23 protein-coding genes are annotated in these 24,870 nt (G+C 57.9%); 17 read left to right on the top strand and 6 right to left on the bottom strand.

Annotation, left to right across the window (positions count from 1 at the left end; translation table 11 throughout):
• Window positions 1-73: 73 nt before the first annotated feature.
• From AC1DWM_RS04290 to AC1DWM_RS04280, 3 genes are all read right to left on the bottom strand, one after another.
• Complete coding sequence (locus tag AC1DWM_RS04290) at window positions 74-1,390, bottom strand: MFS transporter (RefSeq protein WP_223512020.1); 1,317 nt, start codon at window positions 1,388-1,390, stop codon at window positions 74-76.
• A 161-nt stretch (window positions 1,391-1,551) separates the two neighbouring features.
• Window positions 1,552-2,787 (bottom strand): transporter associated domain-containing protein, encoded by a 1,236-nt coding sequence (locus AC1DWM_RS04285; RefSeq protein WP_477794690.1) that lies wholly within the window; start codon window positions 2,785-2,787, stop codon window positions 1,552-1,554.
• A gap of 12 nt (window positions 2,788-2,799) precedes the next feature.
• The gene (locus AC1DWM_RS04280; RefSeq protein ID WP_477794689.1) at window positions 2,800-3,612 is read right to left on the bottom strand and encodes a cytochrome C assembly family protein; all 813 of its coding nucleotides are present in this window, start codon (window positions 3,610-3,612) and stop codon (window positions 2,800-2,802) included.
• 195 nt (window positions 3,613-3,807) lie between these two features.
• On the opposite strand from AC1DWM_RS04280, the gene ffh reads away from it, so the two are divergent.
• From ffh to AC1DWM_RS04225, 11 genes are all read left to right on the top strand, one after another.
• Complete coding sequence (gene ffh / locus AC1DWM_RS04275; protein ID WP_223512017.1) at window positions 3,808-5,184, top strand: signal recognition particle protein; 1,377 nt, start codon at window positions 3,808-3,810, stop codon at window positions 5,182-5,184.
• 250 nt (window positions 5,185-5,434) lie between these two features.
• Window positions 5,435-5,686, top strand: a complete 252-nt coding sequence (gene rpsP, locus AC1DWM_RS04270) for a 30S ribosomal protein S16 (RefSeq protein WP_007944872.1) — start codon at window positions 5,435-5,437, stop codon at window positions 5,684-5,686.
• 5 nt (window positions 5,687-5,691) lie between these two features.
• Window positions 5,692-6,228: a ribosome maturation factor RimM gene (gene rimM, locus AC1DWM_RS04265; RefSeq protein WP_477794688.1), complete on the top strand. Its 537-nt coding sequence runs from the start codon at window positions 5,692-5,694 to the stop codon at window positions 6,226-6,228.
• Between the two features lie 2 nt (window positions 6,229-6,230).
• The gene (gene trmD / locus AC1DWM_RS04260) at window positions 6,231-6,983 is read left to right on the top strand and encodes a tRNA (guanosine(37)-N1)-methyltransferase TrmD (protein ID WP_007944874.1); all 753 of its coding nucleotides are present in this window, start codon (window positions 6,231-6,233) and stop codon (window positions 6,981-6,983) included.
• A gap of 45 nt (window positions 6,984-7,028) precedes the next feature.
• Complete coding sequence (gene rplS, locus AC1DWM_RS04255) at window positions 7,029-7,379, top strand: 50S ribosomal protein L19 (RefSeq protein WP_003175895.1); 351 nt, start codon at window positions 7,029-7,031, stop codon at window positions 7,377-7,379.
• 144 nt (window positions 7,380-7,523) lie between these two features.
• Window positions 7,524-8,420, top strand: coding sequence for a site-specific tyrosine recombinase XerD (xerD, locus tag AC1DWM_RS04250; protein WP_477794687.1), 897 nt, complete (start codon window positions 7,524-7,526; stop codon window positions 8,418-8,420).
• Window positions 8,421-8,680: 260 nt separating this feature from the next.
• On the top strand, window positions 8,681-9,412 hold the full coding sequence (gene dsbC / locus AC1DWM_RS04245) for a bifunctional protein-disulfide isomerase/oxidoreductase DsbC (RefSeq protein WP_223512013.1): 732 nt from the start codon (window positions 8,681-8,683) through the stop codon (window positions 9,410-9,412).
• 133 nt (window positions 9,413-9,545) lie between these two features.
• A complete protein-coding gene (locus AC1DWM_RS04240) occupies window positions 9,546-10,850 on the top strand; it encodes a homoserine dehydrogenase (RefSeq protein ID WP_223512011.1) in 1,305 nt (434 codons plus the stop codon).
• A gap of 67 nt (window positions 10,851-10,917) precedes the next feature.
• Window positions 10,918-12,327 carry a threonine synthase gene (thrC, locus tag AC1DWM_RS04235; RefSeq protein WP_223512009.1) on the top strand — a complete coding sequence of 470 codons (1,410 nt, stop codon included), beginning with the start codon at window positions 10,918-10,920 and terminating at the stop codon, window positions 12,325-12,327.
• 120 nt (window positions 12,328-12,447) lie between these two features.
• Window positions 12,448-13,800 (top strand): transporter substrate-binding domain-containing protein, encoded by a 1,353-nt coding sequence (locus AC1DWM_RS04230; protein ID WP_477794686.1) that lies wholly within the window; start codon window positions 12,448-12,450, stop codon window positions 13,798-13,800.
• Between the two features lie 162 nt (window positions 13,801-13,962).
• Window positions 13,963-14,250 carry a DUF3509 domain-containing protein gene (locus AC1DWM_RS04225; RefSeq protein ID WP_223512005.1) on the top strand — a complete coding sequence of 96 codons (288 nt, stop codon included), beginning with the start codon at window positions 13,963-13,965 and terminating at the stop codon, window positions 14,248-14,250.
• A 215-nt stretch (window positions 14,251-14,465) separates the two neighbouring features.
• Here AC1DWM_RS04225 and AC1DWM_RS04220 read toward each other — a convergent pair whose 3' ends face one another.
• Window positions 14,466-15,665 (bottom strand): CaiB/BaiF CoA transferase family protein, encoded by a 1,200-nt coding sequence (locus AC1DWM_RS04220; protein WP_223512004.1) that lies wholly within the window; start codon window positions 15,663-15,665, stop codon window positions 14,466-14,468.
• 147 nt (window positions 15,666-15,812) lie between these two features.
• On the opposite strand from AC1DWM_RS04220, the gene AC1DWM_RS04215 reads away from it, so the two are divergent.
• The 3 genes from AC1DWM_RS04215 to AC1DWM_RS04205 all read left to right on the top strand — a co-directional run bounded on the left by AC1DWM_RS04215 (window position 15,813) and on the right by AC1DWM_RS04205 (window position 19,492).
• Window positions 15,813-16,355, top strand: coding sequence for a YaeQ family protein (locus AC1DWM_RS04215; protein WP_007897614.1), 543 nt, complete (start codon window positions 15,813-15,815; stop codon window positions 16,353-16,355).
• A 66-nt stretch (window positions 16,356-16,421) separates the two neighbouring features.
• Window positions 16,422-18,131: a single-stranded-DNA-specific exonuclease RecJ gene (recJ, locus tag AC1DWM_RS04210; RefSeq protein WP_477794685.1), complete on the top strand. Its 1,710-nt coding sequence runs from the start codon at window positions 16,422-16,424 to the stop codon at window positions 18,129-18,131.
• 254 nt (window positions 18,132-18,385) lie between these two features.
• Complete coding sequence (locus AC1DWM_RS04205) at window positions 18,386-19,492, top strand: NADH:flavin oxidoreductase/NADH oxidase (RefSeq protein ID WP_223512002.1); 1,107 nt, start codon at window positions 18,386-18,388, stop codon at window positions 19,490-19,492.
• 211 nt (window positions 19,493-19,703) lie between these two features.
• Here the strand turns inward: AC1DWM_RS04205 and AC1DWM_RS04200 are convergent, their stop codons facing one another.
• Window positions 19,704-21,329 carry a glucan biosynthesis protein D gene (locus AC1DWM_RS04200; protein WP_477794684.1) on the bottom strand — a complete coding sequence of 542 codons (1,626 nt, stop codon included), beginning with the start codon at window positions 21,327-21,329 and terminating at the stop codon, window positions 19,704-19,706.
• A 391-nt stretch (window positions 21,330-21,720) separates the two neighbouring features.
• On the opposite strand from AC1DWM_RS04200, the gene AC1DWM_RS04195 reads away from it, so the two are divergent.
• Window positions 21,721-21,906, top strand: a complete 186-nt coding sequence (locus AC1DWM_RS04195; RefSeq protein WP_452625084.1) for a hypothetical protein — start codon at window positions 21,721-21,723, stop codon at window positions 21,904-21,906.
• Window positions 21,907-21,984: 78 nt separating this feature from the next.
• Here AC1DWM_RS04195 and AC1DWM_RS04190 read toward each other — a convergent pair whose 3' ends face one another.
• Window positions 21,985-22,467 (bottom strand): BRO-N domain-containing protein, encoded by a 483-nt coding sequence (locus AC1DWM_RS04190; protein ID WP_477794683.1) that lies wholly within the window; start codon window positions 22,465-22,467, stop codon window positions 21,985-21,987.
• Between the two features lie 499 nt (window positions 22,468-22,966).
• Here AC1DWM_RS04190 and AC1DWM_RS04185 point away from each other — a divergent pair, with 499 nt between their 5' ends.
• Window positions 22,967-24,220: an AAA family ATPase gene (locus AC1DWM_RS04185; RefSeq protein ID WP_477794682.1), complete on the top strand. Its 1,254-nt coding sequence runs from the start codon at window positions 22,967-22,969 to the stop codon at window positions 24,218-24,220.
• A 2-nt stretch (window positions 24,221-24,222) separates the two neighbouring features.
• Entirely contained in the window at window positions 24,223-24,849 is a 627-nt protein-coding gene (locus tag AC1DWM_RS04180) for an RloB family protein (protein WP_477794681.1), read from the top strand.
• Window positions 24,850-24,870 lie beyond the last annotated feature (21 nt).

Raw genomic sequence — 24,870 nt, 5'->3', positions numbered from 1 at the left:
CCACATTGAATCGCATTCTTTCTGTTGGAACGCGGTCCCCTGTGGGAGCGAGCTTGCTCGCGATGGCGGCCTGTCAGGCAACCCGATTCAAATCGTTGTGACGCGTCTCCTTCAGGCACAGCACCGCAATCAGGCTCAGCACCGCCGCCGCCGACACATACCCCCCGACATAACTCAAACCACCCATCGCCACCAGTTTCTGCGCAAAGAACGGCGCCGCCGAGGCACCGACGATCCCACCCAGGTTGTAGGCCGCCGACGCACCGGTATAGCGAACGTGAGTCGGAAACAGCTCCGGCAGCAGCGCACCCATCGGTGCAAACGTCACGCCCATCAGAAACAGTTCGATGCACAGAAACAGCGCCACACCCCAGGTCGAGCCGTGAGTCAGCAGCGGTTCCATCAAGAATCCGGACAGAATCGCTAACACGCCACCGATGATCAGCACCGGTTTGCGCCCGTAACGGTCGCTGGCCCACGCCGACAATGGCGTTGCGGCGGCCATGAACAGCACCGCGAAGCACAGTAAGGCGAGGAAGGTTTCACGGGTGTAACCGAGGGTCGACACGCCATAGCTCAGCGAAAACACCGTCGAGATATAGAACAGCGCATAGCACACCACCATCGAGCCAGCGCCCAGCAGCATCGGTGCCCAGTATTGGCTGAACAGCTCGACCAGCGGGATTTTCACCCGTTCCTGACGGGCCATGGCATTGGCGAACACCGGGGTTTCGTGGAGCTTGAGGCGCACGTACAACCCGACCATCACCAGTACGGCGCTGAGCAGGAATGGAATTCGCCAGCCCCATGAGCGGAACTGCTCGTCGTTCAGGGTCATGGCCAAGGTCAGAAACAGGCCGTTTGCCGCCAGAAAGCCAATCGAAGGACCAAGCTGCGGGAACATGCCGAACCAGGCGCGTTTGCCTTTGGGCGCGTTCTCCGTGGCCAGCAGCGCCGCACCACCCCATTCACCGCCCAGCCCCAAGCCTTGGCCGAAGCGCAGCACGCAAAGCAGGATCGGCGCCCAGGCGCCAATGCTGTCGTAGCCCGGCAATACGCCGATCAGCGTGGTGCAGACGCCCATCAGCAGCAGCGAGGCGACGAGAGTCGATTTTCGCCCGATGCGGTCACCGAAGTGGCCGAACAGTGCAGAACCCAGCGGCCGCGCAAGAAAGGCGATGCCGAAGGTGAGAAACGCCGACAACATTTGGGCGGTGCCGGAGGTCTGCGGAAAGAACACCGGCCCGATCACCAACGCTGCTGCGGTGGCGTATACGTAGAAGTCGTAAAACTCGATGGCGGTGCCGATGAAACTCGCGGTGGCCACCCGGGTGGCGGAGTTCGTCGGTTGCGCGGGCGTGGTTTCGGTATAAGTCGTGCTGGTCGTCATGCGGTTATCCCTGACAGTCATGTGCCCCAGTGGAGCGAATTATTATGGTCGAACACCCAGGGATGTGGGTTTTGCAGCGGAGTGCGGGTAGCACTGGAGTGAGGCGGGGCTTGGGTAAGCGCCCCGATTATAGGAAGGTGCCTAACGATTGAACAAGGGGCTTATATGACCACTGGAACTGAGCTGGTATGCCAGATCAGCACCCGCGTGACGCGGTTGTCTTCCGTTTCCAGAATCTCCAGACGATAGCGACCGATCTTCAGGCATACCGCGCTGTCCGGAATCGTCTCAAGGGCCTCGGTCACCAACCCGTTAAGGGTTTTCGGGCCATCGCTGGGCAGATGCCAGCCCAGGCTCTTGTTCAGTTCGCGAATCGACGCCGCACCCTCGATCACCAGACGTCCGTCGGCCTGAGGATGGATGTGCGGGTTGTCCAGGCTGTGCTGGCTTTCGAATTCGCCGACGATTTCTTCAAGAATGTCTTCCAGAGTGACGATACCGAGCACTTCGCCGTACTCGTCGACCACCATGCCCAAGCGCCGCTGCTGTTTGTGGAAGTTCAGCAGTTGCAGCTGCAGCGGGGTGCTTTCCGGGACGAAATAAGGGTCATGGCTGGCCGCCATCAGCGCTTCCATCGTCAGGTTGGCATCTGGCAGCAAATGACGGATGTGCCGGGTGTTGAGCACCGCTTCGACCTGGTTGATGTCGCTGTGGAACACCGGCAGGCGCGTGCGTTTGTTATGGCGTAATTGCTCGATGATTTCTTCAATCGGGTCGTCGAGGTTGATACCGTCGACGTCACTGCGGGGCACCAGAATGTCGTTGACCGTGATGTTGTCCAGCGCATGGATGCCGGACAGTGGGTGCGGGCGGCAGACGCTATGGTCGTGATCGTCGTTTCGATCCGTCGGTGTTTCGTCTTCGCTCTGCTGCACCACTTTGACTTTGCGGGCGAACGGTCGCATCAGCAACTGGCTGAAGCCATTGAGTAGCCAGGCGGCCGGGTAAATGATTTTCAGTGGCGCGCCGAGCAAGGTGTTGCCCAGGTTCAGCACCGCGTCAGGGTAGCGAGAGGCGAGGGTGCGCGGCAGGTAGTCGGCGAACACCAGGAGCGCGGCGCCGGCGCCGACGCAGGCGACCCATGGGCCGTTGCCCGCCCAGGTGAAAATCGCCAGCAACGTGCTGATGACCATGACCAGCGCACGGCACAGGGTATTGCAGAAGATCAGACTGTTGAGTGGAAAGCTCAGCTTCGCCACCGGCTTGTCGCTCGAGCGCGAGGCAGTCCGCTGGGCCAGCAACTGCTGTTGTGCCACTTCGATGGCGGTAAACAGCCCCGACCATAAAATCAGCAGGGCCAATACCGCGAGCATCGGCCCTAGGGGCAAGTCGTCCATTAATGCCGCTCGTCAGATATGCAGGATGTATTCACGAACCAGCTTGCTGCCGAAATACGCCAGCATCAGCAGGCAGAAACCGGCCAGGGTCCAGCGAATTGCCTTGTGTCCGCGCCAGCCGAGACGGTTACGGCCCCACAGCAGCACACTGAAGACAATCCAGGCCAGGCACGCCAGCAAGGTTTTATGCACCAGGTGCTGGGCGAACAGGTTGTCGACAAACAGCCAGCCGGAGATCAACGACAACGATAGCAGGGTCCAGCCGGCCCACAGGAAACCGAACAGCAGGCTTTCCATGGTTTGCAGCGGCGGGAAGTTCTTGATCAGCCCTGACGGATGTTTGTGCTTGAGCTGATGGTCCTGAACCAGCAGTAACAAGGACTGGAACGCCGCAATGGTGAACATGCCGTAAGCGAGGATCGACAGCAGGATATGGGCGAGGATGCCTGGTTCTTCGTCGATGATCTGTACGGTGCCGGCCGGGGCGAACTGCGCCAACAGTACGGTCGTGGCCCCCAGCGGGAACAGCAATATCAGCAGGTTTTCCACCGGGATCCGCGAGCAGGCCAGCAGGGTCAGCGCGATGACAGCGGCGGCAATCAGACTGGCGGCGCTGAAAAAGTCCAGGCCCAGGCCGATCGGCGTCAGCAGGTAGGTGAACAGGCTGGCGCTGTGAGCCAGGACAGCCAGCACGCCGAGCGTGACCAGCAGGCGCTTGTTCGCCTTGGCGCCGGTGGCCAGACGAGAGCCCTGATAAAGAGTCGCAGCGGCATATAAGCAGGCGGCGGCGAGAGTGGTAAGCAAACTGGGTGACAAGGGGAGCATAAATCCTGTTAGGCAAGCCCGAAAGGCGCTGAGTTTGGCATAGAACCCCCGCTGCACGAAAGTGTGAGGTGTCCGCCAGACGCAGTCTTCGCTATAATCCGCGACCTGCCCACGCCGCAGGCTCGCCGAGCACATGTTTATTCCGGTCTGGGCCGCCATTATCCCGGTCTACACAGGGCCTGAAAGGATCGCGCAATGTTTGAAAACTTAACCGACCGTCTCTCGCAGACGCTGCGCCATGTCACCGGCAAGGCCAAGCTGACCGAAGACAACATCAAAGACACCCTGCGTGAAGTGCGCATGGCGTTGCTCGAAGCCGACGTCGCCTTGCCAGTGGTCAAAGACTTCGTCAATTCGGTCAAGGAACGCGCTGTCGGCACCGAGGTGTCGCGCAGCCTGACGCCGGGCCAGGCCTTTGTGAAGATCGTCCAGGCCGAGCTCGAAAGCCTGATGGGCGCGGCCAACGAAGACCTGAACCTGAGCGCCGTTCCACCTGCCGTGATCCTGATGGCCGGTTTGCAGGGTGCGGGTAAAACCACCACCGCCGGCAAGCTTGCGCGCTTCCTTAAAGAGCGCAAGAAGAAGTCGGTCATGGTCGTGTCGGCGGACGTTTACCGTCCAGCGGCCATCAAACAGCTGGAAATGCTCGCCGGTGAAGTCGGTGTTACCTTCTTCCCGTCTGACCTGAGTCAGAAGCCGGTCGACATCGCGCAAGCGGCTATTAAAGAAGCAAAACTGAAATTCATCGACGTGGTCATCGTCGATACCGCCGGTCGTTTGCACATCGACGAAGAGATGATGGGCGAGATCAAGGCGCTGCATGCCGCGATCAATCCGATCGAAACCCTGTTCGTGGTTGACGCCATGACCGGCCAGGACGCCGCCAACACCGCCAAGGCGTTTGGTGATGCGCTGCCGCTGACCGGCGTGATCCTGACCAAGGTCGACGGCGATGCCCGTGGCGGTGCCGCCCTGTCTGTTCGCGCCATCACCGGCAAGCCGATCAAGTTCATCGGTATGGGCGAGAAGAGCGAAGCGCTCGATCCGTTCCACCCTGAGCGTATTGCTTCGCGCATCCTCGGCATGGGCGACGTCCTTAGCCTGATCGAACAAGCCGAAGCGACCCTCGACAAAGACAAGGCCGACAAACTGGCCAAGAAACTGAAGAAGGGCAAGGGCTTCGACCTCGAAGACTTCCGCGATCAGTTGCAACAAATGAAGAACATGGGCGGCCTCGGCGGGCTCATGGACAAACTGCCGAACATGGGCGGTGTGAACCTGGCGCAGATGGGCAATGCCCAGGGTGCGGCAGAAAAGCAATTCAAGCAGATGGAAGCCATTATCAACTCCATGACCCCGGCCGAGCGCCGCGACCCTGAGATGATCAGCGGTTCGCGCAAGCGCCGGATCGCCATGGGTTCCGGCACTCAGGTGCAGGACATCGGTCGCTTGATCAAGCAGCACAAGCAGATGCAGAAGATGATGAAGAAATTCTCCGCCAAAGGCGGAATGGCCAAAATGATGCGCGGCATGGGCGGTATGTTGCCCGGCGGCGGCATGCCGAAAATGTAAAGAATCCGCGCCGCCAGTGATGTCGGCGCAGTACCACAGCAATGTGGGATCTCCAGCAAACCCGCACTTGGCGGGAGCTGACTGGCCGTTTTCAACGACGGCTCTATAGCAAATCTGGATGGCGTCCGATAGGCCGCCGGAAAAAGACATTTGCAAAAGTCCGGATATTCCTTAGAATATGCGGCCTTTCGGGCACCTATGCCCGCTGTGCCTTTAGATTTGCAGCACCGACTACAGGAACGATGTTCACATGCTAACAATCCGTCTTGCCCTTGGCGGCTCCAAAAAGCGCCCGTTTTACCACTTGACCGTAACCGACAGCCGCAACCCGCGCGACGGTTCGCACAAGGAACAGGTTGGTTTCTTCAACCCTGTTGCTCGTGGTCAAGAAGTCCGTCTGTCCGTGAACCAAGAGCGCGTAGCCTACTGGCTGAGCGTTGGTGCACAACCTTCTGAGCGTGTTGCTCAGTTGTTGAAGGACGCGGCTAAGGCTGCGGCCTGAGCAATATGAACGCGACGCCAGCTGTTGCTGATGATTTGATCGTTATCGGCAAAATTTATTCGGTTCATGGCGTTCGCGGCGAAGTGAAGGTGTATTCCTTTACTGATCCGACTGAAAACCTGTTGCAGTACAAAACCTGGACGCTCAAGCGCGAAGGCAATGTGAAACAGGTCGAGCTGGTCAGCGGACGTGGGAACGACAAGTTCCTGGTCGCAAAGCTCAAGGGTCTTGATGATCGTGAAGAAGCACGTCTTCTGGCCGGTTATGAGATCTGTGTGCCGCGCAACCTGTTCCCTGAATTGACCGACGGCGAGTACTACTGGTACCAGCTGGAAGGTCTGAAGGTTATTGATCAACTCGGGCAATTGCTCGGGAAAATCGATCATCTTCTGGAAACCGGCGCCAATGATGTAATGGTGGTCAAGCCTTGCGCTGGCAGCCTGGATGATCGCGAACGCCTGTTGCCCTATACGGAGCAATGCGTGTTGGTTGTCGACCTGGCCGCAGGCGAGATGAAGGTGGATTGGGACGCGGACTTCTAAGCGTGGCTAACTTGCGCGTAGAAGTGATCAGTTTGTTTCCCGAGATGTTCTCCGCCATCAGCGAGTACGGCATCACCAGTCGGGCGGTGAAACAGGGGCTCTTGCAGCTCACCTGTTGGAACCCGCGAGACTACACGACGGATCGACATCACACTGTGGATGATCGCCCATTTGGCGGTGGTCCGGGCATGGTGATGAAGATCAAGCCCCTGGAAGATGCACTGGTTCAGGCCAAGGCAGCAGCCGGGGAGGCGGCGAAGGTAATTTACCTGTCCCCCCAAGGCCGTCAACTGACTCAGTCGGCGGTGCGCGAGTTGGCGAATCTGGATGCATTGATCCTGATTGCCGGCCGCTATGAAGGCATTGACGAGCGTTTTATAGATACTCATGTCGATGAAGAGTGGTCGATTGGCGACTATGTACTGTCTGGCGGCGAGCTGCCGGCGATGGTCCTGATCGATGCGGTTACACGACTGCTGCCTGGAGCTTTAGGGCATGCGGACTCCGCCGAGGAAGATTCCTTTACGGATGGTCTGCTGGATTGCCCGCACTACACCCGACCGGAGGTGTATGCGGATCAGCGTGTTCCCGACGTGTTGCTAAGTGGCAATCACGCGCATATCCGGCGTTGGCGTTTACAGCAGTCCCTTGGTAGGACCTTTGAACGACGCGCCGATCTTCTGGAAAGCCGCTCGCTTTCTGGAGAAGAGAAGAAGCTGCTCGAGGAATACATCCGCGAGCGGGACGATAGTTAACAACGTATCGATGGTAGATCCGACGATTTACCTTAGGAGCACAGCATGACTAACAAAATCATCCTTGCACTCGAAGCAGAGCAGATGACCAAAGAGATCCCTACCTTTGCCCCGGGCGACACCATTGTCGTTCAGGTGAAAGTGAAGGAAGGCGACCGTTCGCGTCTGCAAGCGTTCGAAGGTGTTGTTATCGCCAAGCGTAACCGCGGCGTAAACAGTGCTTTCACCGTTCGTAAAATCTCCAACGGTGTTGGCGTAGAGCGTACTTTCCAGACCTACAGCCCGCAAATCGACAGCATGGCCGTTAAACGTCGCGGTGACGTACGTAAAGCCAAGCTGTACTACCTGCGTGACCTGTCCGGTAAAGCAGCTCGCATCAAGGAAAAACTGGCTTAAGTCCAGCTTCCGATGCAGAAAAAAGCAGCCTGCGGGCTGCTTTTTTGTTGCCTGCGATTTATGCCGGCAATGGTTCCGCGAGTGCGCGTGCTATGAAAGACTGTCAGTCACTTTTCAGTCGTTTCCTGCCTTGCCTGAGCCTTTATGCCTGCCATTGATCACCCACTGATAGACCAGTTCCTCGACGCCCTCTGGCTGGAAAAAGGCCTTTCCGACAACACTCGCGATGCCTATCGCAGCGACCTGGCCTTGTTCAACGGCTGGCTGCAGGAGAAGGGGTTGGAACTGGTCAACGCCGGACGGGAATTGATCCTCGATCACCTGGCCTGGCGTCTGGAGCAGAACTACAAACCCCGTTCCACGGCGCGATTCCTCTCGGGTGTGCGTGGGTTCTATCGCTACTTGCTGCGGGAAAAGTTGATCGCCGTCGATCCGACCTTGCGCGTAGACATGCCGCAGCTGGGTAGGCCTTTGCCTAAATCCCTGTCGGAAGCCGACGTCGAAGCCTTGCTCAAGGCGCCGGATTTGAGTGAAGCCATCGGCCAGCGTGACCGCGCCATGCTCGAAGTGCTTTATGCCTGTGGTTTGCGGGTGACAGAGCTGATCAGCCTGACGCTGGAACAGGTCAATTTGCGCCAGGGTGTGCTCAGGGTGATGGGCAAGGGCAGCAAGGAGCGCCTGGTGCCGATGGGTGAGGAGGCGATTGTCTGGGTCGAGCGCTACATGCGCGACGCCCGTGGAGAGTTGCTCGGCGGGCGTCCCAGCGATGTACTGTTCCCCAGTTTGCGCGGCGAGCAGATGACCCGCCAGACCTTCTGGCATCGCATCAAGCACCAGGCCAAGGTCGCCGGGATCGGCAAGTCGCTGTCGCCGCACACCTTGCGTCACGCTTTTGCGACGCACCTGCTCAACCACGGTGCCGACTTGCGCGTGGTGCAAATGCTGCTTGGCCACAGCGATTTGTCGACTACTCAGATCTACACTCATGTTGCCCGGGCGCGCTTGCAGGACCTGCACGCCAAACATCACCCCAGAGGCTGAACAAAATCCCTGTAGGAGTGAGCCTGCTCGCGATGGCGGTCTGTCAGTCACCGCTGTGTTGTCAGGACTACCGCTATCGCCGGCAAGCCGGTCTCACTCCTACAGGTTCTTCGGTGCTCTCAAAATCTCTGGCGACAGGCGCATTCGGCCATACGGGCCTTATGTGGTAGGCTTTGTCGGTTTGCACGATGGGCGGTTATGACCCGGTGTTTCGGTACGGGCGTTCTGATCGTTTCATTTGTCCGCCTTCAGGAGTTCTCATGCGTCTGACCCAGATTTTCGCCGCCGCTGCCATTGCGTTGGTCAGCACCTTTGCCGTCGCCGATGACGCGGCCGACAAAGCCATTCGTAAAAGCCTGGAAAACCTCCAGCTCGACGTGCCCGTCGAAACCATCACGGCCAGCCCTCTGCCAGGGATGTACGAAGTCAAACTCAAGGGCAGCCGCGTGTTGTATGCCAGCGCCGACGGCCAGTACGTGGTTCAGGGCTACCTGTTCCAGCTCAAGGATGGTAAACCGGTCAACCTGACCGAGAAGACCGAACGCCTGGGCGTTTCCAAACTGGTCAATGACATTCCTGTCGCGGAAACCGTGGTGTATCCAGCCATCGGCGAAACCAAGTCGCACATCACCGTGTTCACCGACACCACCTGCCCGTACTGCCACAAACTGCACGCCGAAGTGCCTGAGCTGAACAAGCGCGGCATCGAAGTACGTTATGTCGCGTTCCCGCGCCAGGGCCTGGGCTCGCCGGGTGACGAACAGCTGCAAGCGGTCTGGTGCTCGAAAGACAAGAAAGCGGCCATGGACAAAATGGTCGATGGCAAGGAAATCAAGGCCGCCAAGTGCGATAACCCGGTTTCCAAACAGTTCGCTCTTGGTCAGTCGATTGGCGTGAACGGCACACCGGCCATCGTTTTGGCCGACGGTCAGGTCATTCCGGGCTACCAGCCTGCGCCACAAGTCGCCAAACTGGCACTGAGCGCGAAGTAAATTCGCATCGTCACGGTCAGCCATTGACGATCATGGTCCGGCAGCATCATCGCCGGGGCATTAATAGGGAACCGCGAGCACGCGGTTGTTTTCACGGCCGACCTTGAGTCGGCCGTTTTATGGGGAGTTCACAGTGAAACCGGTCAAAGTAGGCATCTGTGGGTTAGGAACCGTCGGTGGCGGTACCTTCAACGTACTTCAGCGCAACGCCGAGGAAATTGCTCGTCGTGCCGGGCGTGGAATCGAAGTGGCACAAATTGCCATGCGCACGCCAAAGCCTCAGTTCCAGACGACCGGTATTGCGATTACCAACGATGTCTTCGAAGTGGCCACGAACCCTGAGATCGACATCGTTATAGAGCTGATGGGCGGCTACACCGTTGCCCGCGAGCTGGTACTCAAGGCCATCGAGAATGGCAAGCATGTGGTCACCGCGAACAAGGCACTGATTGCCGTTCACGGTAATGAAATTTTCGCCAAGGCTCGCGAGAAAGGCGTGATTGTGGCGTTCGAAGCGGCTGTGGCCGGCGGCATTCCGGTGATCAAGGCGATCCGTGAAGGCCTGTCTGCTAACCGCATCAACTGGGTCGCCGGGATCATCAATGGCACCGGCAACTTCATCCTCACCGAAATGCGTGAAAAGGGCCGAACCTTTGAAGACGTGCTGGCCGAGGCGCAAGCCCTGGGTTACGCCGAAGCCGATCCGACTTTCGACGTTGAAGGCATCGACGCAGCCCACAAGCTGACGATCCTGGCTTCCATTGCGTTCGGTATCCCGTTGCAATTCGACAAGGCCTACACCGAAGGCATCACCAAGCTGACCACCGCTGACGTGAACTACGCCGAAGCGCTGGGCTACCGCATCAAGCACCTTGGTGTGGCACGCAGCACTGCGGCCGGTATCGAACTGCGCGTACACCCGACGCTGATCCCGGCCGATCGCCTGATCGCCAACGTCAACGGCGTGATGAATGCGGTCATGGTCAATGGCGACGCTGCCGGTTCGACGTTGTTCTACGGCGCGGGTGCTGGCATGGAGCCAACCGCTTCGTCGGTGATCGCCGACCTGGTGGACGTGGTTCGCGCCATGACCTCCGACCCGGAAAACCGCGTACCGCACTTGGCTTTCCAGCCGGATTCGCTGTCGGCGCACCCGATCCTGCCGATCGAAGCCTGCGAAAGCGCCTACTACCTGCGCATTCAGGCCAAGGACCATCCGGGCGTGTTGGCCCAGGTGGCGAGCATCCTGTCGGAGCGTGGCATCAACATCGAATCGATCATGCAGAAAGAAGTGGAAGAGCATGACGGTCTGGTGCCGATGATCCTGCTGACTCACCGTGTGCTCGAACAGCACATGAATGACGCGATTGCCGCCCTTGAAGCGTTGTCCGGTGTTGTCGGTCCGGTTGTACGGATCCGCGTCGAGCACCTGAACTAAGTCGTTTTTGTTCACCGGGCGTTGTAATAACGCCCGGGTTTTCGAACACTGTCCATTGGAGCCAGTCATGCGTTATATCAGTACCCGCGGCCAGGCACCGGCCCTGAATTTCGAAGACGTCCTGCTGGCCGGTCTCGCCACCGACGGCGGTTTGTACGTCCCGGAAAACCTGCCACGTTTCACCCAGGAAGAAATCGCTTCCTGGGCCGGCCTGCCGTATCACGAACTGGCTTTCCGGGTGATGCGCCCGTTCGTGACCGGCAGCATTCCCGATGCCGATTTCAAAAAGATTCTCGAAGAAACGTACGGTGTGTTCTCGCACAACGCCGTCGCGCCACTGCGTCAGTTGAACGGCAATGAATGGGTGCTGGAGCTGTTCCACGGCCCGACCCTGGCGTTTAAAGACTTCGCCCTGCAACTGCTCGGTCGCCTGCTCGACTACGTGCTGGAAAAGCGCGGCGAGCGCGTGGTGATTGTCGGCGCTACTTCCGGTGATACCGGCTCGGCCGCCATCGAAGGCTGCAAGCATTGCGAAAACGTCGACATCTTCATCCTGCACCCGCACAACCGCGTGTCCGAAGTACAGCGTCGGCAGATGACCACCATCTTCGGCGAGAACATCCACAACATCGCCATCGAAGGTAACTTCGATGACTGCCAGGAAATGGTCAAGGCGAGCTTCGCCGATCAGAGCTTCCTCAAAGGCACGCGTCTGGTCGCGGTGAACTCGATCAACTGGGCGCGGATCATGGCCCAGATCGTCTACTACTTCCACGCATCGCTGCAATTGGGTGGCCCGGCGCGTTCGGTATCCTTCTCGGTGCCAACCGGCAACTTCGGCGACATCTTCGCCGGTTACCTGGCGCGCAACATGGGCCTGCCAATCAACCAGTTGATCGTCGCCACCAACCGCAACGACATCCTGCACCGCTTCATGAGCGGCAACCAGTACGTCAAGGAAACCCTGCACGCCACGCTGTCGCCGTCGATGGACATCATGGTGTCGTCGAACTTCGAACGACTGCTGTTCGACCTGCACGGTCGCAACGGCGCGGCGATTGCCGGGCTGATGGACAGCTTCAAGCAGGGCGGCGGTTTCAGCGTCGAAGAGGAGCGCTGGACCGAAGCCCGCAAACTGTTTGATTCGCTGGCCGTGGACGACGTGCAAACCTGCGAAACCATCGCCGAAGTGTACGAGCAAACCGGCGAGCTGCTGGATCCACACACTGCTATCGGCGTGAAGGCTGCGCGCGAGTGCCGTCGCAGTCTGGATATTCCAATGGTGATCCTTGGCACGGCGCATCCGGTCAAATTCCCGGACGCAGTGGAGAAGGCTGGCGTAGGAAAAGCGCTTGAGCTCCCTGTACATCTTTCTGATTTGTTTGAGAGAGATGAGCGTTGCACCGTGTTGCCAAACGACCTGAAAGCCGTGCAGGCCTTTGTCAGTCAGCATGGCAACCGCGGCAAGCCCCTGTAACCGGTAAAAGCTGTCACATTTTGAAGCCCGTCTCCTGACGGGCTTTCTCATTTCTGCATGCCACACTTGTCGCGTTTTCACCCATGAGGAAAGGGTGAGTTGATCACGAAGGAAGTGGCAATGCGGTTTTGTAGAGGGTTCAAACCAGCCGTGTGCTGGGTGTTTTTAATCAGTGCCATCGGCTTGGTTCAAACGGCGCTGTCAGCACAATTGGCGATTCCCGAGGCAAAGGGATCTGTCATTGGCGCGATGATCGAGCTGGATGCCCAAGAAAAAAAATGGTTGGCCGAACACCCCCAAGTTATCGTCGCGTCCACGCAATACCCGCTGTATCTGTTCAAGGATGAGCACGGCCAATGGAGCGGTTTGAACAACGATGTCCTCAACCGCATCAGTGCGATGACGGGGTTGCAGTTTGTCCACGAAGAGTCGTTCTCCAACGCCCAGTTGCTTGAAAGACTGGAGAGTGGCGCGGCGGACATGAGCACCACGCTGGCGATGAACGACGAGCGCAAGACGTTCCTGGATTTCAGTCATGCATTCGGTGGGGCGGGGTGGGTGTTTGTCGGGCAGGCGGGAGTGCCTGAGGTCCAGTCTCTGGAGCAACTGATGAAAAGGGTGCTGGTGCTGCCGGCCAGGCACGCGCTGGAGTCGATGATTCGTCGTGACTATCCGTCCATCGAGCTACGTTCGGTCAAAACGTATGCCGAGGCCCGGGCGCTGGTCGAGAGCGGCGAAGCTTACGCGACCATCGAAAACGAAACCGGCGCGCAGCTCTTTCCATTGGGGCAACTTAAGGTGGGGCGTACGATTGAGGGCAAATGGGAAGCGGACTACCTGACGATACGCAAAGGTCAGCCGCAGTTGCTGAGCATCCTCAACAAGGCGCTTGAGGCGTTTGCGCCTGCCGAGTTGCGCGCCATTCGCTTGAAGTGGCTCAACGGAATCGGCCCGGTGCATGCGCCGACTGCCTGGCAACGGTTCACCCAGTGGGGTTGCTGGGGCGTTTGCATCGTCAGCGTGTTCGGCCTGTTGTCCTTGCTCTGGAATCGACGTCTGGCGGTGTTGATCCAGCAACGTCTGAAGGCCGAGAAAAGTCTCAGCGATCAACTGGCCTTCCAGCACGCGTTGATGGACGCGATGCCCGACCCGATGTTTGTGCGTGATCTGGAAGGGCGGATGGTCATGTGCAACAAGAGTTATGAAGAAGGCTTGTCGACCCGTTTCGATCAGGTTCAGGGGCGGCTGTTGATCGAACTCGACCTTCTGCCCAAAGCGACCGCCGAACAGTTGCATGCCGAATTTATCGCCCAACTTGCCACGCGCAAGCCCCAATTCATTGAACGTCAATTGATGTTCCACAATGGCGTCAGAAACGTTTACCAATGGACGGTGCCGTTCTACAGCGCCGACGGCCAATTGCGAGGTTTATTGGGGGGCTGGACCGACAGAAGTCGGCGAAGAGGAGAGTGAAGCCGTTGTTTTCTCCTTGTCATCTTCGACGTGCATGCTCTATCAACCAGAGGCGCCGACGCGCCTGCACCTGAAATCCAGAACTTTCTTCTCGGGCCAGTGGTCATTTATTGTGAGCAGGCCCCAGGCACTTTGTTTTCGGACTATTGAGTGGTGATCGAGATGGAAAGTATCAGTCTATTGCTCGGTGAGGCGCTGAGCCCCTATCAGGTCACACTGACCCCGTCGGGTGCCCGCAGTGAATGCCTGGTGACACTGAAGAATACGACGGGCGCGATTGTCGTCGAACGGGTCTTCAATCAGGCTCAGCTGACCGACAAGCGTCTGCTGACCGACGTCGTCGATGGATTGCACCGCGACGTGCTCATTGCCGAAGGACGGCTGGAGCCCTGTGTCATCGCGGCGTTGCGCAATGCGGCCCAGGACAAAATCCTGGCCAGCCGAAATTGAAGTGACTTTTGTGGGAACCTTCCTGCGCCAAGGTCAGTCAGACCCCGTAACGGCAAGATCAAGCATTGTGCTCCGGTGCTTGTAGCTTGCTGCTACGGGTCTTTATGTAGGCCACGTTTGACCCCGAGTCGTCTCCCCACTTCTCGGGGTTTCTTTTTGCCTGCGATGGGCTAATGCCCGACCTGTGCCACGAATCGGATAGTCAACGCATCACCTTAGATAGCCCCTTCTTTGCGCAATTGTGCGATTTGCAGCGCGTCATAGCCAAGTTCCTGGAGCACCTGTACGTTGTGCTCACCCAGTTGCGGCCCGACCCATTCTGAAGTGCCGGGTGTCTCTGAGAGTTTCGGCACAATGCCCGGCATTTTGAAATCTTTGCCATCCGGAAGCTTGGCCTGCAGGAACATTTCCCGGGCCAGGTACTGCGGATCGCTGAACATGTCTTCAGCGCTGAAGATCCGACTGGCCGGCACGTCGGCCTGATTCAATTGTTCGATGACCGTGTCCAGCGGCAGCGAGTTGACCCAGCGGTCGATCACGCCATAAATCTCGTCGCGGCGGCTGTCACGCCCGTCGTTGCTGGCCAGCACCGGGTCATTGGCCAGGTCTTCGCGGCCGATGATCAGCATGAACCGTTTGAAAATCGCATCGCCATTGGCGCCGATCTGCACGTGTTTGCCGTCGGCGCTGGTGTGGATCGAGGAGGGCGTAATACCCGGCATGATGTTACCGGTGCGTTCGCGAATGAAACCAAACACATCGAACTCCGGCACCATGCTTTCCATCATCGCGAAGATCGCTTCATACAGCGCCACATCGACCACTTGGCCGAGGCCGCCGTTCACTTCGCGATGACGCAGGGCCATCAGCGCGCCTATTACACCCCAGAGCGCCGCAATCGAGTCGCCGATGGAAATCCCGGTGCGCACCGGTGGCCGATCCTCGAACCCGGTGATGTAGCGCAGGCCGCCCATGGACTCACCGACGGCGCCAAACCCTGGCTGATCTTTCATCGGCCCGGTCTGACCGAAACCGGAGAGGCGCACCATCACCAGTTTCGGGTTAAGCGCGTGCAGAACTTCCCAGCCCAGTCCGAGCTTCTCCAGGACGCCAGGGCGAAAATTCTCGATCAGGATGTCCGCTTCACTGAGCAGCTTTTTCAGAATCGTCAGGCCGTCGGGGTGTTTCAGGTTCAGGGTCAGGGACTTTTTGTTACGCGCCTGAACGAACCACCATAGCGAGGTACCCTCATACATTTTTCGCCATTTGCGCAACGGATCGCCGCCGTCGGGGGATTCGATCTTGATCACTTCGGCGCCAAACTCGCCGCAAATGCGYGAGGCAAACGGCCCGGCGATCAGCGTACCCAATTCAATGACTTTCAGACCTGAGAGCGGTTTTCCGGAGAGCGGCATGCGGGATCCTGTAGGACAAAGGCTGAGCGAATACAGCGTTTTAACATAGCCGAACGTCAGACGAGCAAGCAGAATCGCCTTCAGTTCGATGATTGCCTACAGCATCGGTTAGACTTGCCGCCTTTCCTCGTATCAAGAAGCCCGTTCATGGCCCAGCCGTCCACGACCTACAAGTTTGAACTGAATCTCACCGACCTCGACCGCAGCGTTTACGAGAGCGTGAAGCAGACCATCGCCCGTCACCCTTCGGAAACCGAAGAACGCATGACCGTACGGCTGCTGGCCTATGCCTTCTGGTACAACGAGCAACTGTCATTCGGTCGTGGTCTGTCAGACGTGGATGAACCAGCCCTGTGGGAAAAGAGCCTGGACGATCGCGTCCTGCACTGGATCGAAGTCGGCCAGCCAGACGCCGATCGCCTGACCTGGTGCTCGCGTCGCACCGAACGCACCAGTTTGCTGGCCTACGGCAGCTTGCGCGTCTGGGAAACCAAAGTGATCCCGGCCATCAAAAACCTGAAAAACGTGCACATTGCTGCCGTGCCTCAGGAAGTCCTGGAAACCCTGGCCAAAGACATGCCACGGGTAATCAAGTGGGACGTGATGATCAGCGAAGGGACGATTTTCGTCACTGACGACCGTGGTCAACACGAAGTCCAGTTGCAATGGTTGAGCGGCGAACGCGGCTGATTATTCGCTGCGGGCCCATTTCACCCGGTTTTATCCTACGTATTCAAGAGAAGCACCTGTCACCCCATGCGCATCGAACCTCGCCTGTTGCCCGACACCCTGCCATTTCTCGGTGATCTGCCGCCGCTGCTGACCCGCCTGTACGCGGCGCGGGGCGTACTGACCGAGGCTGAACTGGACAAAAGCCTGGCGCGGCTGATTCCGTTTCAGCAGCTCAAGGGCATTGATGCCGCCGTGGATTTGCTGGTGACGGCGTTGGATCAGCGGCAGCGGATTCTGATTGTCGGCGACTTTGACGCCGATGGTGCGACGGCCAGTACCGTGGGTGTATTGGGATTGCGCCTGCTGGGCGCGGCTCATGTCGATTACCTGGTGCCGAACCGGTTTGAGTATGGCTACGGCCTGACGCCGGAAATAGTCGAAGTGGCGTTGACTCGCACTCCGCAATTGCTGATCACCGTGGACAACGGTATTTCCAGTGTCGAAGGTGTCGCTGCGGCGAAGAAACATGGTCTTAAGGTGCTGGTCACCGACCATCACTTGCCCGGTGACGAACTGCCGCTGGCCGACGCCATCGTCAACCCTAACCAGCCAGGGTGCGACTTCCCGAGCAAGGCGCTGGCCGGCGTCGGGGTGATTTTCTATGTGCTGATGGCGCTTCGCGCGCGTTTGCGCAGGCTCGGCTGGTACGAGAGCACGCCGCAGCCGAACATTGGCGAGTTGCTGGACCTGGTAGCGCTGGGCAGCGTCGCTGACGTGGTGCCGCTGGATGCCAACAACCGGATACTGGTGCACCAGGGCCTGGAGCGGATTCGCGCCGGACGTGCCCGGCCGGGGATCAAGGCGATTCTTGAAGTGGCCAAACGTGATCATGCCCGCATCACTTCCACGGATTTGGGCTTCATTGTAGGCCCGCGCCTGAACGCGGCAGGACGCCTGGACGACATGAGCCTGGGGATCGAGTGTCTGCTCACTGAAGACGCGGGTCTGGCGCGGGAAATGGCTGTGCAACTCGACGGTATGAACCAGGACCGCAAATCCATCGAGCAGGGCATGCAGCGTGAAGCGCTGGCGCAACTGAAGGATTTGCCGGTCGAGTCGATGCCATTCGGTTTGTGCCTGTTTGATCCCGAATGGCACCAGGGTGTCATCGGTATCCTCGCTTCGCGTATGAAAGAGCGCTATTTCCGGCCGACCATCGCCTTTGCCGATGCTGGTGATGGTTTACTCAAGGGCTCGGGGCGTTCGGTTCAGGGGTTCCACATTCGCGACGCGTTGAGCGTGGTGGCGGCCCAGCATCCCAACCTGATCAGCAAATACGGCGGCCACGCCATGGCCGCTGGCCTGACACTGCCGGAAGCGAATTTTCCGCTGTTCGCCGAGGCATTCGACGCTGAAGTGCGCCGGCAATTGCGCGAAGAAGACCTGACGGGGCGCCTGCTGTCGGACGGCACGCTGGCGGTCGAAGAATTCCACCTTGAACTGGCCCGAGCCCTGCGTCATGCCGGTCCTTGGGGACAGCACTTCCCGGAACCGTTGTTCCATGGCGTGTTCCAGTTGGTTGAACAGCGCGTCGTCGGTGAACGCCACCTGAAAGTAGTACTGAAAAGCGAATGCGGTTCGGTGAAACTGGACGGTATCGCCTTCGGCATCGACCGCGAAATCTGGCCGAATCCGACTATCAAGTGGGTGGAATTGGCCTACAAACTCGACCTCAACGAGTTTCGCGGTAACGAGACCGTGCAGCTGATGATTGCCCACATCGAACCGCGTTAAGCCCATCGCGGGCAAGCCTTGCTCCTACAGGAGCAAGGCTTGCCCGCGATAGCGATCTTCCTGACGCCAATTATCCCCGGAACCCTCCCCCATCTCCCCGATGTCGACTAGGCTCTAATCACTGCTTGATTATCCTTGTGACGTCTTGTCGAATTTTTTGCCCGCGGGGGCGGGTGCTGCGCCTTTTTTTCCTGTCACTCGTCGACTTTTCAAACAGAACCCTGGAGCCTGCCCACTGATACGAGAGGTGACCCATGAGTCTGCTGCTTGAACCCTATACCCTGCGTCAATTGACCCTTCTCAACCGTATCGCGGTATCCCCGATGTGTCAGTACTCCAGCGTTGATGGGCTGGCCAATGACTGGCACCTTGTCCACCTCGGCAGTCGCGCGGTCGGCGGCGCCGGCCTGGTGTTTACCGAAGCCACGGCGGTCACCGCCGACGGGCGCATCACCGCCCAGGACCTTGGTCTGTGGAACGACGAACAGATTGAACCCCTGCAACGCATTACGCGCTTTATCGCCGCTCAGGGCGCTGTGGCCGGCATCCAGTTGGCGCACGCCGGGCGTAAGGCCAGCACCCATCGGCCGTGGCTCGGCAAACATGGCAGCGTTAAACCCGAAGACGGCGGCTGGGTGCCGGTGGGCCCGTCGACGATTGCCTTTGACCCGCAGCACACCCACCCACGGCAACTCGATGAAAGCGAGATCGCTGAGGTCGTTCAGGCCTTTGTTGACTCGGCCAAGCGTGCACTGACGGCCGGTTTCAAAGTGGTCGAAATACACGCCGCCCACGGTTACCTGCTGCATCAATTTCTGTCGCCCCTGAGCAATCAGCGGCGCGATCAATATGGCGGCTCGTTCGAGAACCGTATTCGGCTGGTGCTGCAAGTTACCGAAGCGGTGCGTGCGGTGTGGCCTGAAGAGCTGCCGCTGTTCGTGCGGGTGTCGGCCACCGATTGGGTGGAAGACGGCTGGAACCCGGATGAAACCGTGGAGCTGGCGCGACGCCTCCAAGCGTTGGGCGTGGACTTGATCGACGTTTCGTCGGGCGGTACGGCGGCCAATGCCGAAATTCCGACAGGTCCCGGCTATCAAACCCGCTTCGCCGAGCGCGTGCGCAAGGAGTCGGGCATTGCCACTGGCACGGTCGGCATGATTACCGAGCCGGCTCAGGCCGAGCACATCTTGCGCACGTGCCAGGCAGACATCATTTTCCTGGCGCGAGAACTGTTGCGCGATCCGTATTGGCCGCTGCATGCCGATGATGATCTGGGTGGGCGCAAGGCTATCTGGCCAGCGCAGTACCAGCGAGCGACGCACCGGGAACAGCCGATACATGAGTCGGATTTGCGTGACTGAGGGATGTCTGTAGAACCAAAAAGCCCCGATTGTTGAGATCGGGGCTTTTGTGTTTTTTGAGCCGGGATTTTTGTAAGTCTGGACCGGCCCCATCGCGAGCAGGCTCGCTCCCACAATTGATCTTTTTCAAACACAAAGTCTGTGACTCATGGAGATCCAATGTGGGAGCGAGCCTGCTCGCGATAGCGCCAGTTCAGGCGCCCAATAACTGTCAGGTGTACTTACGCTTATCCGGCGCCGGCGGGAAGTACTGGTACAACCAGGTCTCACTCAACGTCCGGTCATTGGTACGAATGAACAATCGCAGCTCCACCGGCTCCACGCTGTCATTGGTCGGGAACCAGTCGAAGGTAATGCGATAACCCTTGATGTCATCCAGCACCAGGACGTTGAAGTCTTTCACCTGCCCGTTCGAGCACGTCACCACCGGCTCAATCCCGGCCCCTTCCGGCAAGCGATCCAGACCGCCACCGGTGAAGTCCACGGCAAAGCGCCGAGCCCACACCTGCGGGTAATGCTCGCCCGGTGCCCAGCCCTCGGTGAAGCCGCCCATGCCCGAACGGGTCGCATTGACCCGCGCCAGCGGCGTGCCGACCGGTGGCAGCGCGCTCCAGTAGAGCTTGTAGCCGTAATTCAGGGAATCACCGGCCGCGACCGGTTTTTTCGGGGTCCAGAACGCGACGATGTTATCCAGCGTCTCGCCGGTTGTAGGAATTTCCAGCAGATCGATAGAGCCTTCGCCCCACGCGGTTGTAGGTTCTACCCACAGGCTCGGGCGCTTGCTGTACCAGTCGACCGTGTCTTGATAGCTGGCGAACTCATGGTCGGTCTGCACCAGGCCGAAACCTTTCGGATCGGTGTCGGCGAAGGCATTGAATTGCAGGGTCGCCGGGTTGTTCAGCGGACGGCAGATCCACTCGCCGTTACCGCGCCACATCGCCAGGCGATCCGAGTCGTGGATTTGCGGGTGAATGGTGTCGCACATGCGCCGCTCGTGGGTGCCGCAGCTGAACATACTGGTCATCGGCGCGATCCCCAGTTGCTCGATGGCGGTACGCGCGTTGATATGGGCATCGACACCCATGACGACCTGGTTGGCCTGGCAATCGATGTCGAAACGGTAAGCGCCGGTGGCGCTCGGCGAATCCAGCAGGGCATAGACCACAAAGCGGGTGCTGTCCTTGTCTGGCGTCTCGAACCAGAACTTGGTGAAGTCCGGAAACTCCTCGCGCTTCTTGCCGTACGTATCAATCGCCAGCCCGCGCGCCGACAGCCCGTACTGCCCGGTGTTATCCACCGCACGGAAATAACTCGCGCCGAGGAAGGACAACACATCGTGCCGGTCCAACTCCGGGGCCTTGAACAGCTTGAACCCGGAAAACCCCAAATCGCCTGTGAGCTGTTTGGTGTCGACCGTGGTTTTTTCATAGTTGAACAGGGAAGGGCGGAAATGCACCTCCCGCGCCTGACGCGTCTTGGGGTCGACGCTGTACATGCGCACCGGCTGCTTGAACCCCATGCCGACGTGGAAAAACTGCACGTCCAGCTGACCGTTCAAATCCTTCCACAGCGAGTGATTCGCGTCGTAGCGGATCGCGTTGAAATTCTGCGGCGTCATGGTCGCCAGCGTCGGCGGCAGCACCTGCTTGGTGTCCTGATAGCGGTTGCCGGCGAGTTGCCTGGCCTGAATCTTCAGCGCTTCGAAATCGAACGCCTGGGCCACGCCATCCGCCGTATCGTTGCCCGCCCAGGCACGGGCGGCCAGCAGTCCGGTGGCCGACAAACCGGTGTAGGCCGCGATGGCCATGGACGCTTTGAGCAAATTCCTGCGGTGCATAAGTACAACCTGTCGTGAGCAATCCCGCGCCGTTCCTGGCACTACTGGATCAAAAATAACGGTTCGGACATGCCTTCGGCCAAACGCAACGGACTTTAAACAGATGCCAAATAGCTTAAACCGTTCGGTTGCAGACAAAAATTGATGGATAGCACTTTGATGGTTCGGCAATGAAACAAGAAATTTCGGTTAACTTTTCCGACAGTACTTTCTGATTTATAGGGCATTTCTGCTTTTTTTGACTAATTACTCTAAAAACCTCTTTTCAGCGCCGGGAATGTTCCTATTCTGTGCTCATGACCGGCTTCTGCCCTTAAGGCCGGCGACAAACAAAAAGGAGAGGGCGATGCGGTTTTTGAAGTTTTCTCGGTCTTATAGAAGGACATCGTCAATGACAAAAGTACAAGGCATCACCGAAATGTTAGGAATCCTTCCTTGCTTGGCAAGCGGCCGGCGAAGGCGTCGGCTCAGCCCGGACGAAATGAAGTTGTTGGAACGGTATCGAGAGCTGTCGGAGAGCGACCGGATTGCGATGCGGTATCTGGTGGATGCGATGAGGAGTGTTTCGCGGTTTTGATGGTTTGAGATTAAGTCTTGTTGGAAAGCCAAGGGGCGGACTGTGAAGTCTGCCCCTTTTTCATCTTTTACCCTGCCTTCAACTGCAAGTGCCCATGATCGTGAATGGTCGTTGTGCTTGCATCAGGTCAGGCATGTCCCGCCATTTGATCCAGGCTTGATGCTGCCAATGCAGTAGCGGCACCGAGATGCCTGCCCATTGCAATGAACTCAGGCTTGGAATGTTATCCACAGCTGTTTTTGACTCGCGCAGCGTAGGTATGACTTCGTTGCTCAGCCATTGACGCAGGTTTCGGTTTTCCGGGACGAAATGATGTACCAGCAGGGCGTACATCCCAGATTCGCTGACCATCAACGATTCGATGGTTTTGCCGTTTCTCAGCAGCCAGACCTGTTGGCGCTGATCGGGGTCTAGCTTCAGGGTGAGGCGTTGATCCAGAGGACGGCCCATCAGGCGACCGAGGTCCTGGACGCAGAACCAGGCCTGGTTGGCGTGCATGAAGGTGTGAAGAAAGCGATTGTGGCGGGTGAAGACGGTTGGGGTGAAATGAGGATGGATCATGGCCTGCCTCCGAAGAGACGGTTTGAGGCGTTTGTAAACGAGCGACAAGTGTATTCAGTCATTGGGGACTTTCCGTTTTGATTTTGGAGAGCCGCCACCAACCCTTCGACAGGTTGGGTGGCGAACCGAATGGCGTTCGAAGTCGGGACACTTCCAATCAAAACGGAAGCCAGAAGGCCCGCGCCACACGGCCCGCCATATAGCAAAACTGAGACTTGAACAGCCTAAGTTTTATGGGGGCGCGCAAGCACCGTTTTGATTTGTTCCGGCTTCGACCCCGGGTCGCTGATGTTGCAGCGACGAGGTAAAGCCTATCGCTCAGGCGCTCGCGGCGCCAAGTCTACTCTGGCGACGCATGCCGTAGGAATGGGGCTTTTAGCTTGAAGGCTCAGTCTGTAGGAATTTCCTGTTTTTGCTTGAAGTACACTGATGCAGCATCGCAGCTCTGGTTTTTCCTATAGGTTTTTCCACTTTCAGGAACGAACTGCAGGTTTGCTACATGTTGATCGAATTCTCTGTTTCCAACTATCGCTCCTTCCGTGACAAGCAAACCCTGTCCATGGCTGCGACGCCGCGCTTGAGCAAAAAGCGCAATCTGTTCGCGCCGCCGGTAAATGGGGAAAAACTGCCGGATTTATTGAAGGTAGCGGCGATCTACGGGCCGAATGCATCTGGTAAATCTTCGCTCATTCGGGCGATGGGAATCATCGGACAGTTGCTCACAGCATTACCGTCTGCAAATGATGAACCGCTACCGGTTTCGCCCTTTCGTTTCGACCCGCAACTCCAACATGAACCCAGTTGTTTTGAGTACAACTTCATTCAACGCGGGCTCCGATATCGGTTTGTTCTGCACCTGACGGCTCAGCGGATTATCGAGGAACAACTGGTTTCATACCCCAAAGGCAAGGAAGTGCTGCTGTATCAGCGTCGTTTTGCGGAGGAGGGTGAGCAGTATGTTTTTGGAACGCACCTTGAGGGCGGTAAAGAAGTCCACAATGCGTGGCGGCGTCTGACGAGCCCAAAAACGTTGTTTATTGCGCAGGCGGTAGCGAACAGTAGCGAAGAGCTGACCCAGTTGCGGTGGCCGTTTAGCTGGTTTCAAACCGGTCTACTCGTTATTGAGCAGAATAACTTCATAGGGCTGTCAGCCGCGTCCATCAGATTTTTGAAGATTGCTTCGGATCACACCGGCAATTTGCGAGATTTTCTAAAGGACGTGGATATCCCTGTGTCAGCTATCCACCTCAACACCGAAGACGCGGAATCTGTTCAACCTGCAAAAAAACTCACGCTTAAAGAGTTCTTTGCGGCCGCCCAAAAAGACAAAGTTACCCTGACGCATACGAGCCTTTTAGGAAAAGCCGAATTCGATTTTTCAGAGGAGTCCGGCGGCACAAAAAACCTGATCGGATTCTGGCTGCCCTGGTTCATGATCAATCACGCCGATGGGAGCGGGATTCTTTCTGTCGATGAGTTGGACAGCAGCCTTCACCCCTCAATCGTTGATGACCTGATTGAGAAACACTTGGACAGTGGGCTGGATACTCAACTGATCTTTACCACCCATGACACTCATCTAATGAACGCCAAAACACTTCGGCGCGATCAGTTCTGGATCACCGAGCGCGATGCCAACGGTGCAACCAGTCTTTATTCGGTTCACGATTTTGAAGGACGAGAAGGGGAGGATGTCGAGAAGCGCTACTTTGAAGGCCGTTATCGCGGATTACCGTTGATAAGGCGGGGTTGATCATGGCGCGTTCGATACGGCTGTTTGATCGAAAGGCACCCCGGTTCAAGCCTCAACCCAAAGTGCTGATTCTCTGTGAAGACAGCAAGTCAGGAAAACGATACTTGGAAGAGGCCGCATTTCATTTTCGCGCTAATGCTCAAGTGGAAATTGCCCACTGCGGCATCACGCACCCAAGTGGCATTGTAAAAACGGCCATCGCCCGTCAGAAAGGATTCGACAAGGTGTTTTGTGCCTTGGATCGCGATACGCATTTGTGCTTTGAGCGAGCAATTGATCTGGCGAGGCCGCATCCAAAAATCAAAGTCATCTCTTCATATCCCTGTTTTGAGTTTTGGCTTCTTCTGCATTTCGGGTTCAATCGAAAGCCTTTCCGTGCGGTCGGGAAACGCTCTCCAGGCGACTTGGTAGCCAAGAGCCTCAGAGAAAAGCCCAACATGGATAAGTATGAGAAGGGCGAAGACATCAACTATTTCGCCAAACTCTTGGGGGAGCCATTTCAAAGGGCAAGAGCTTTAGCGCCAAAGATTATCGAGGATGTCGCCATTAGCGGCGAAGCCAACCCGAGCACTGAAATTCATCTACTGATGGACGAGTTTGAAAGTCTCTCCAAGCCTCAACCGATTTAGCACCACCCACCCAGCCCGCAT

The sequence above is a fragment of the Pseudomonas sp. P4_C8 genome (assembly GCF_056401975.1).
Note: the sequence above shows the minus strand (reverse complement) of the source record. Positions and strands in the feature narration are given on the sequence as shown.

Coding starts and splice junctions, on each gene's coding strand:
- AC1DWM_RS04290 (WP_223512020.1), bottom strand. CDS start 1,390: ATGACGACCAGCACGACTTATACCGAAACCACGCCCGCGCAACCGACG.
- AC1DWM_RS04285 (WP_477794690.1), bottom strand. CDS start 2,787: ATGGACGACTTGCCCCTAGGGCCGATGCTCGCGGTATTGGCCCTGCTG.
- AC1DWM_RS04280 (WP_477794689.1), bottom strand. CDS start 3,612: ATGCTCCCCTTGTCACCCAGTTTGCTTACCACTCTCGCCGCCGCCTGC.
- ffh (WP_223512017.1), top strand. CDS start 3,808: ATGTTTGAAAACTTAACCGACCGTCTCTCGCAGACGCTGCGCCATGTC.
- rpsP (WP_007944872.1), top strand. CDS start 5,435: ATGCTAACAATCCGTCTTGCCCTTGGCGGCTCCAAAAAGCGCCCGTTT.
- rimM (WP_477794688.1), top strand. CDS start 5,692: ATGAACGCGACGCCAGCTGTTGCTGATGATTTGATCGTTATCGGCAAA.
- rplS (WP_003175895.1), top strand. CDS start 7,029: ATGACTAACAAAATCATCCTTGCACTCGAAGCAGAGCAGATGACCAAA.
- xerD (WP_477794687.1), top strand. CDS start 7,524: ATGCCTGCCATTGATCACCCACTGATAGACCAGTTCCTCGACGCCCTC.
- dsbC (WP_223512013.1), top strand. CDS start 8,681: ATGCGTCTGACCCAGATTTTCGCCGCCGCTGCCATTGCGTTGGTCAGC.
- thrC (WP_223512009.1), top strand. CDS start 10,918: ATGCGTTATATCAGTACCCGCGGCCAGGCACCGGCCCTGAATTTCGAA.
- AC1DWM_RS04230 (WP_477794686.1), top strand. CDS start 12,448: ATGCGGTTTTGTAGAGGGTTCAAACCAGCCGTGTGCTGGGTGTTTTTA.
- AC1DWM_RS04225 (WP_223512005.1), top strand. CDS start 13,963: ATGGAAAGTATCAGTCTATTGCTCGGTGAGGCGCTGAGCCCCTATCAG.
- AC1DWM_RS04215 (WP_007897614.1), top strand. CDS start 15,813: ATGGCCCAGCCGTCCACGACCTACAAGTTTGAACTGAATCTCACCGAC.
- recJ (WP_477794685.1), top strand. CDS start 16,422: ATGCGCATCGAACCTCGCCTGTTGCCCGACACCCTGCCATTTCTCGGT.
- AC1DWM_RS04205 (WP_223512002.1), top strand. CDS start 18,386: ATGAGTCTGCTGCTTGAACCCTATACCCTGCGTCAATTGACCCTTCTC.
- AC1DWM_RS04200 (WP_477794684.1), bottom strand. CDS start 21,329: ATGCACCGCAGGAATTTGCTCAAAGCGTCCATGGCCATCGCGGCCTAC.
- AC1DWM_RS04195 (WP_452625084.1), top strand. CDS start 21,721: ATGACAAAAGTACAAGGCATCACCGAAATGTTAGGAATCCTTCCTTGC.
- AC1DWM_RS04190 (WP_477794683.1), bottom strand. CDS start 22,467: ATGATCCATCCTCATTTCACCCCAACCGTCTTCACCCGCCACAATCGC.
- AC1DWM_RS04185 (WP_477794682.1), top strand. CDS start 22,967: ATGTTGATCGAATTCTCTGTTTCCAACTATCGCTCCTTCCGTGACAAG.
- AC1DWM_RS04180 (WP_477794681.1), top strand. CDS start 24,223: ATGGCGCGTTCGATACGGCTGTTTGATCGAAAGGCACCCCGGTTCAAG.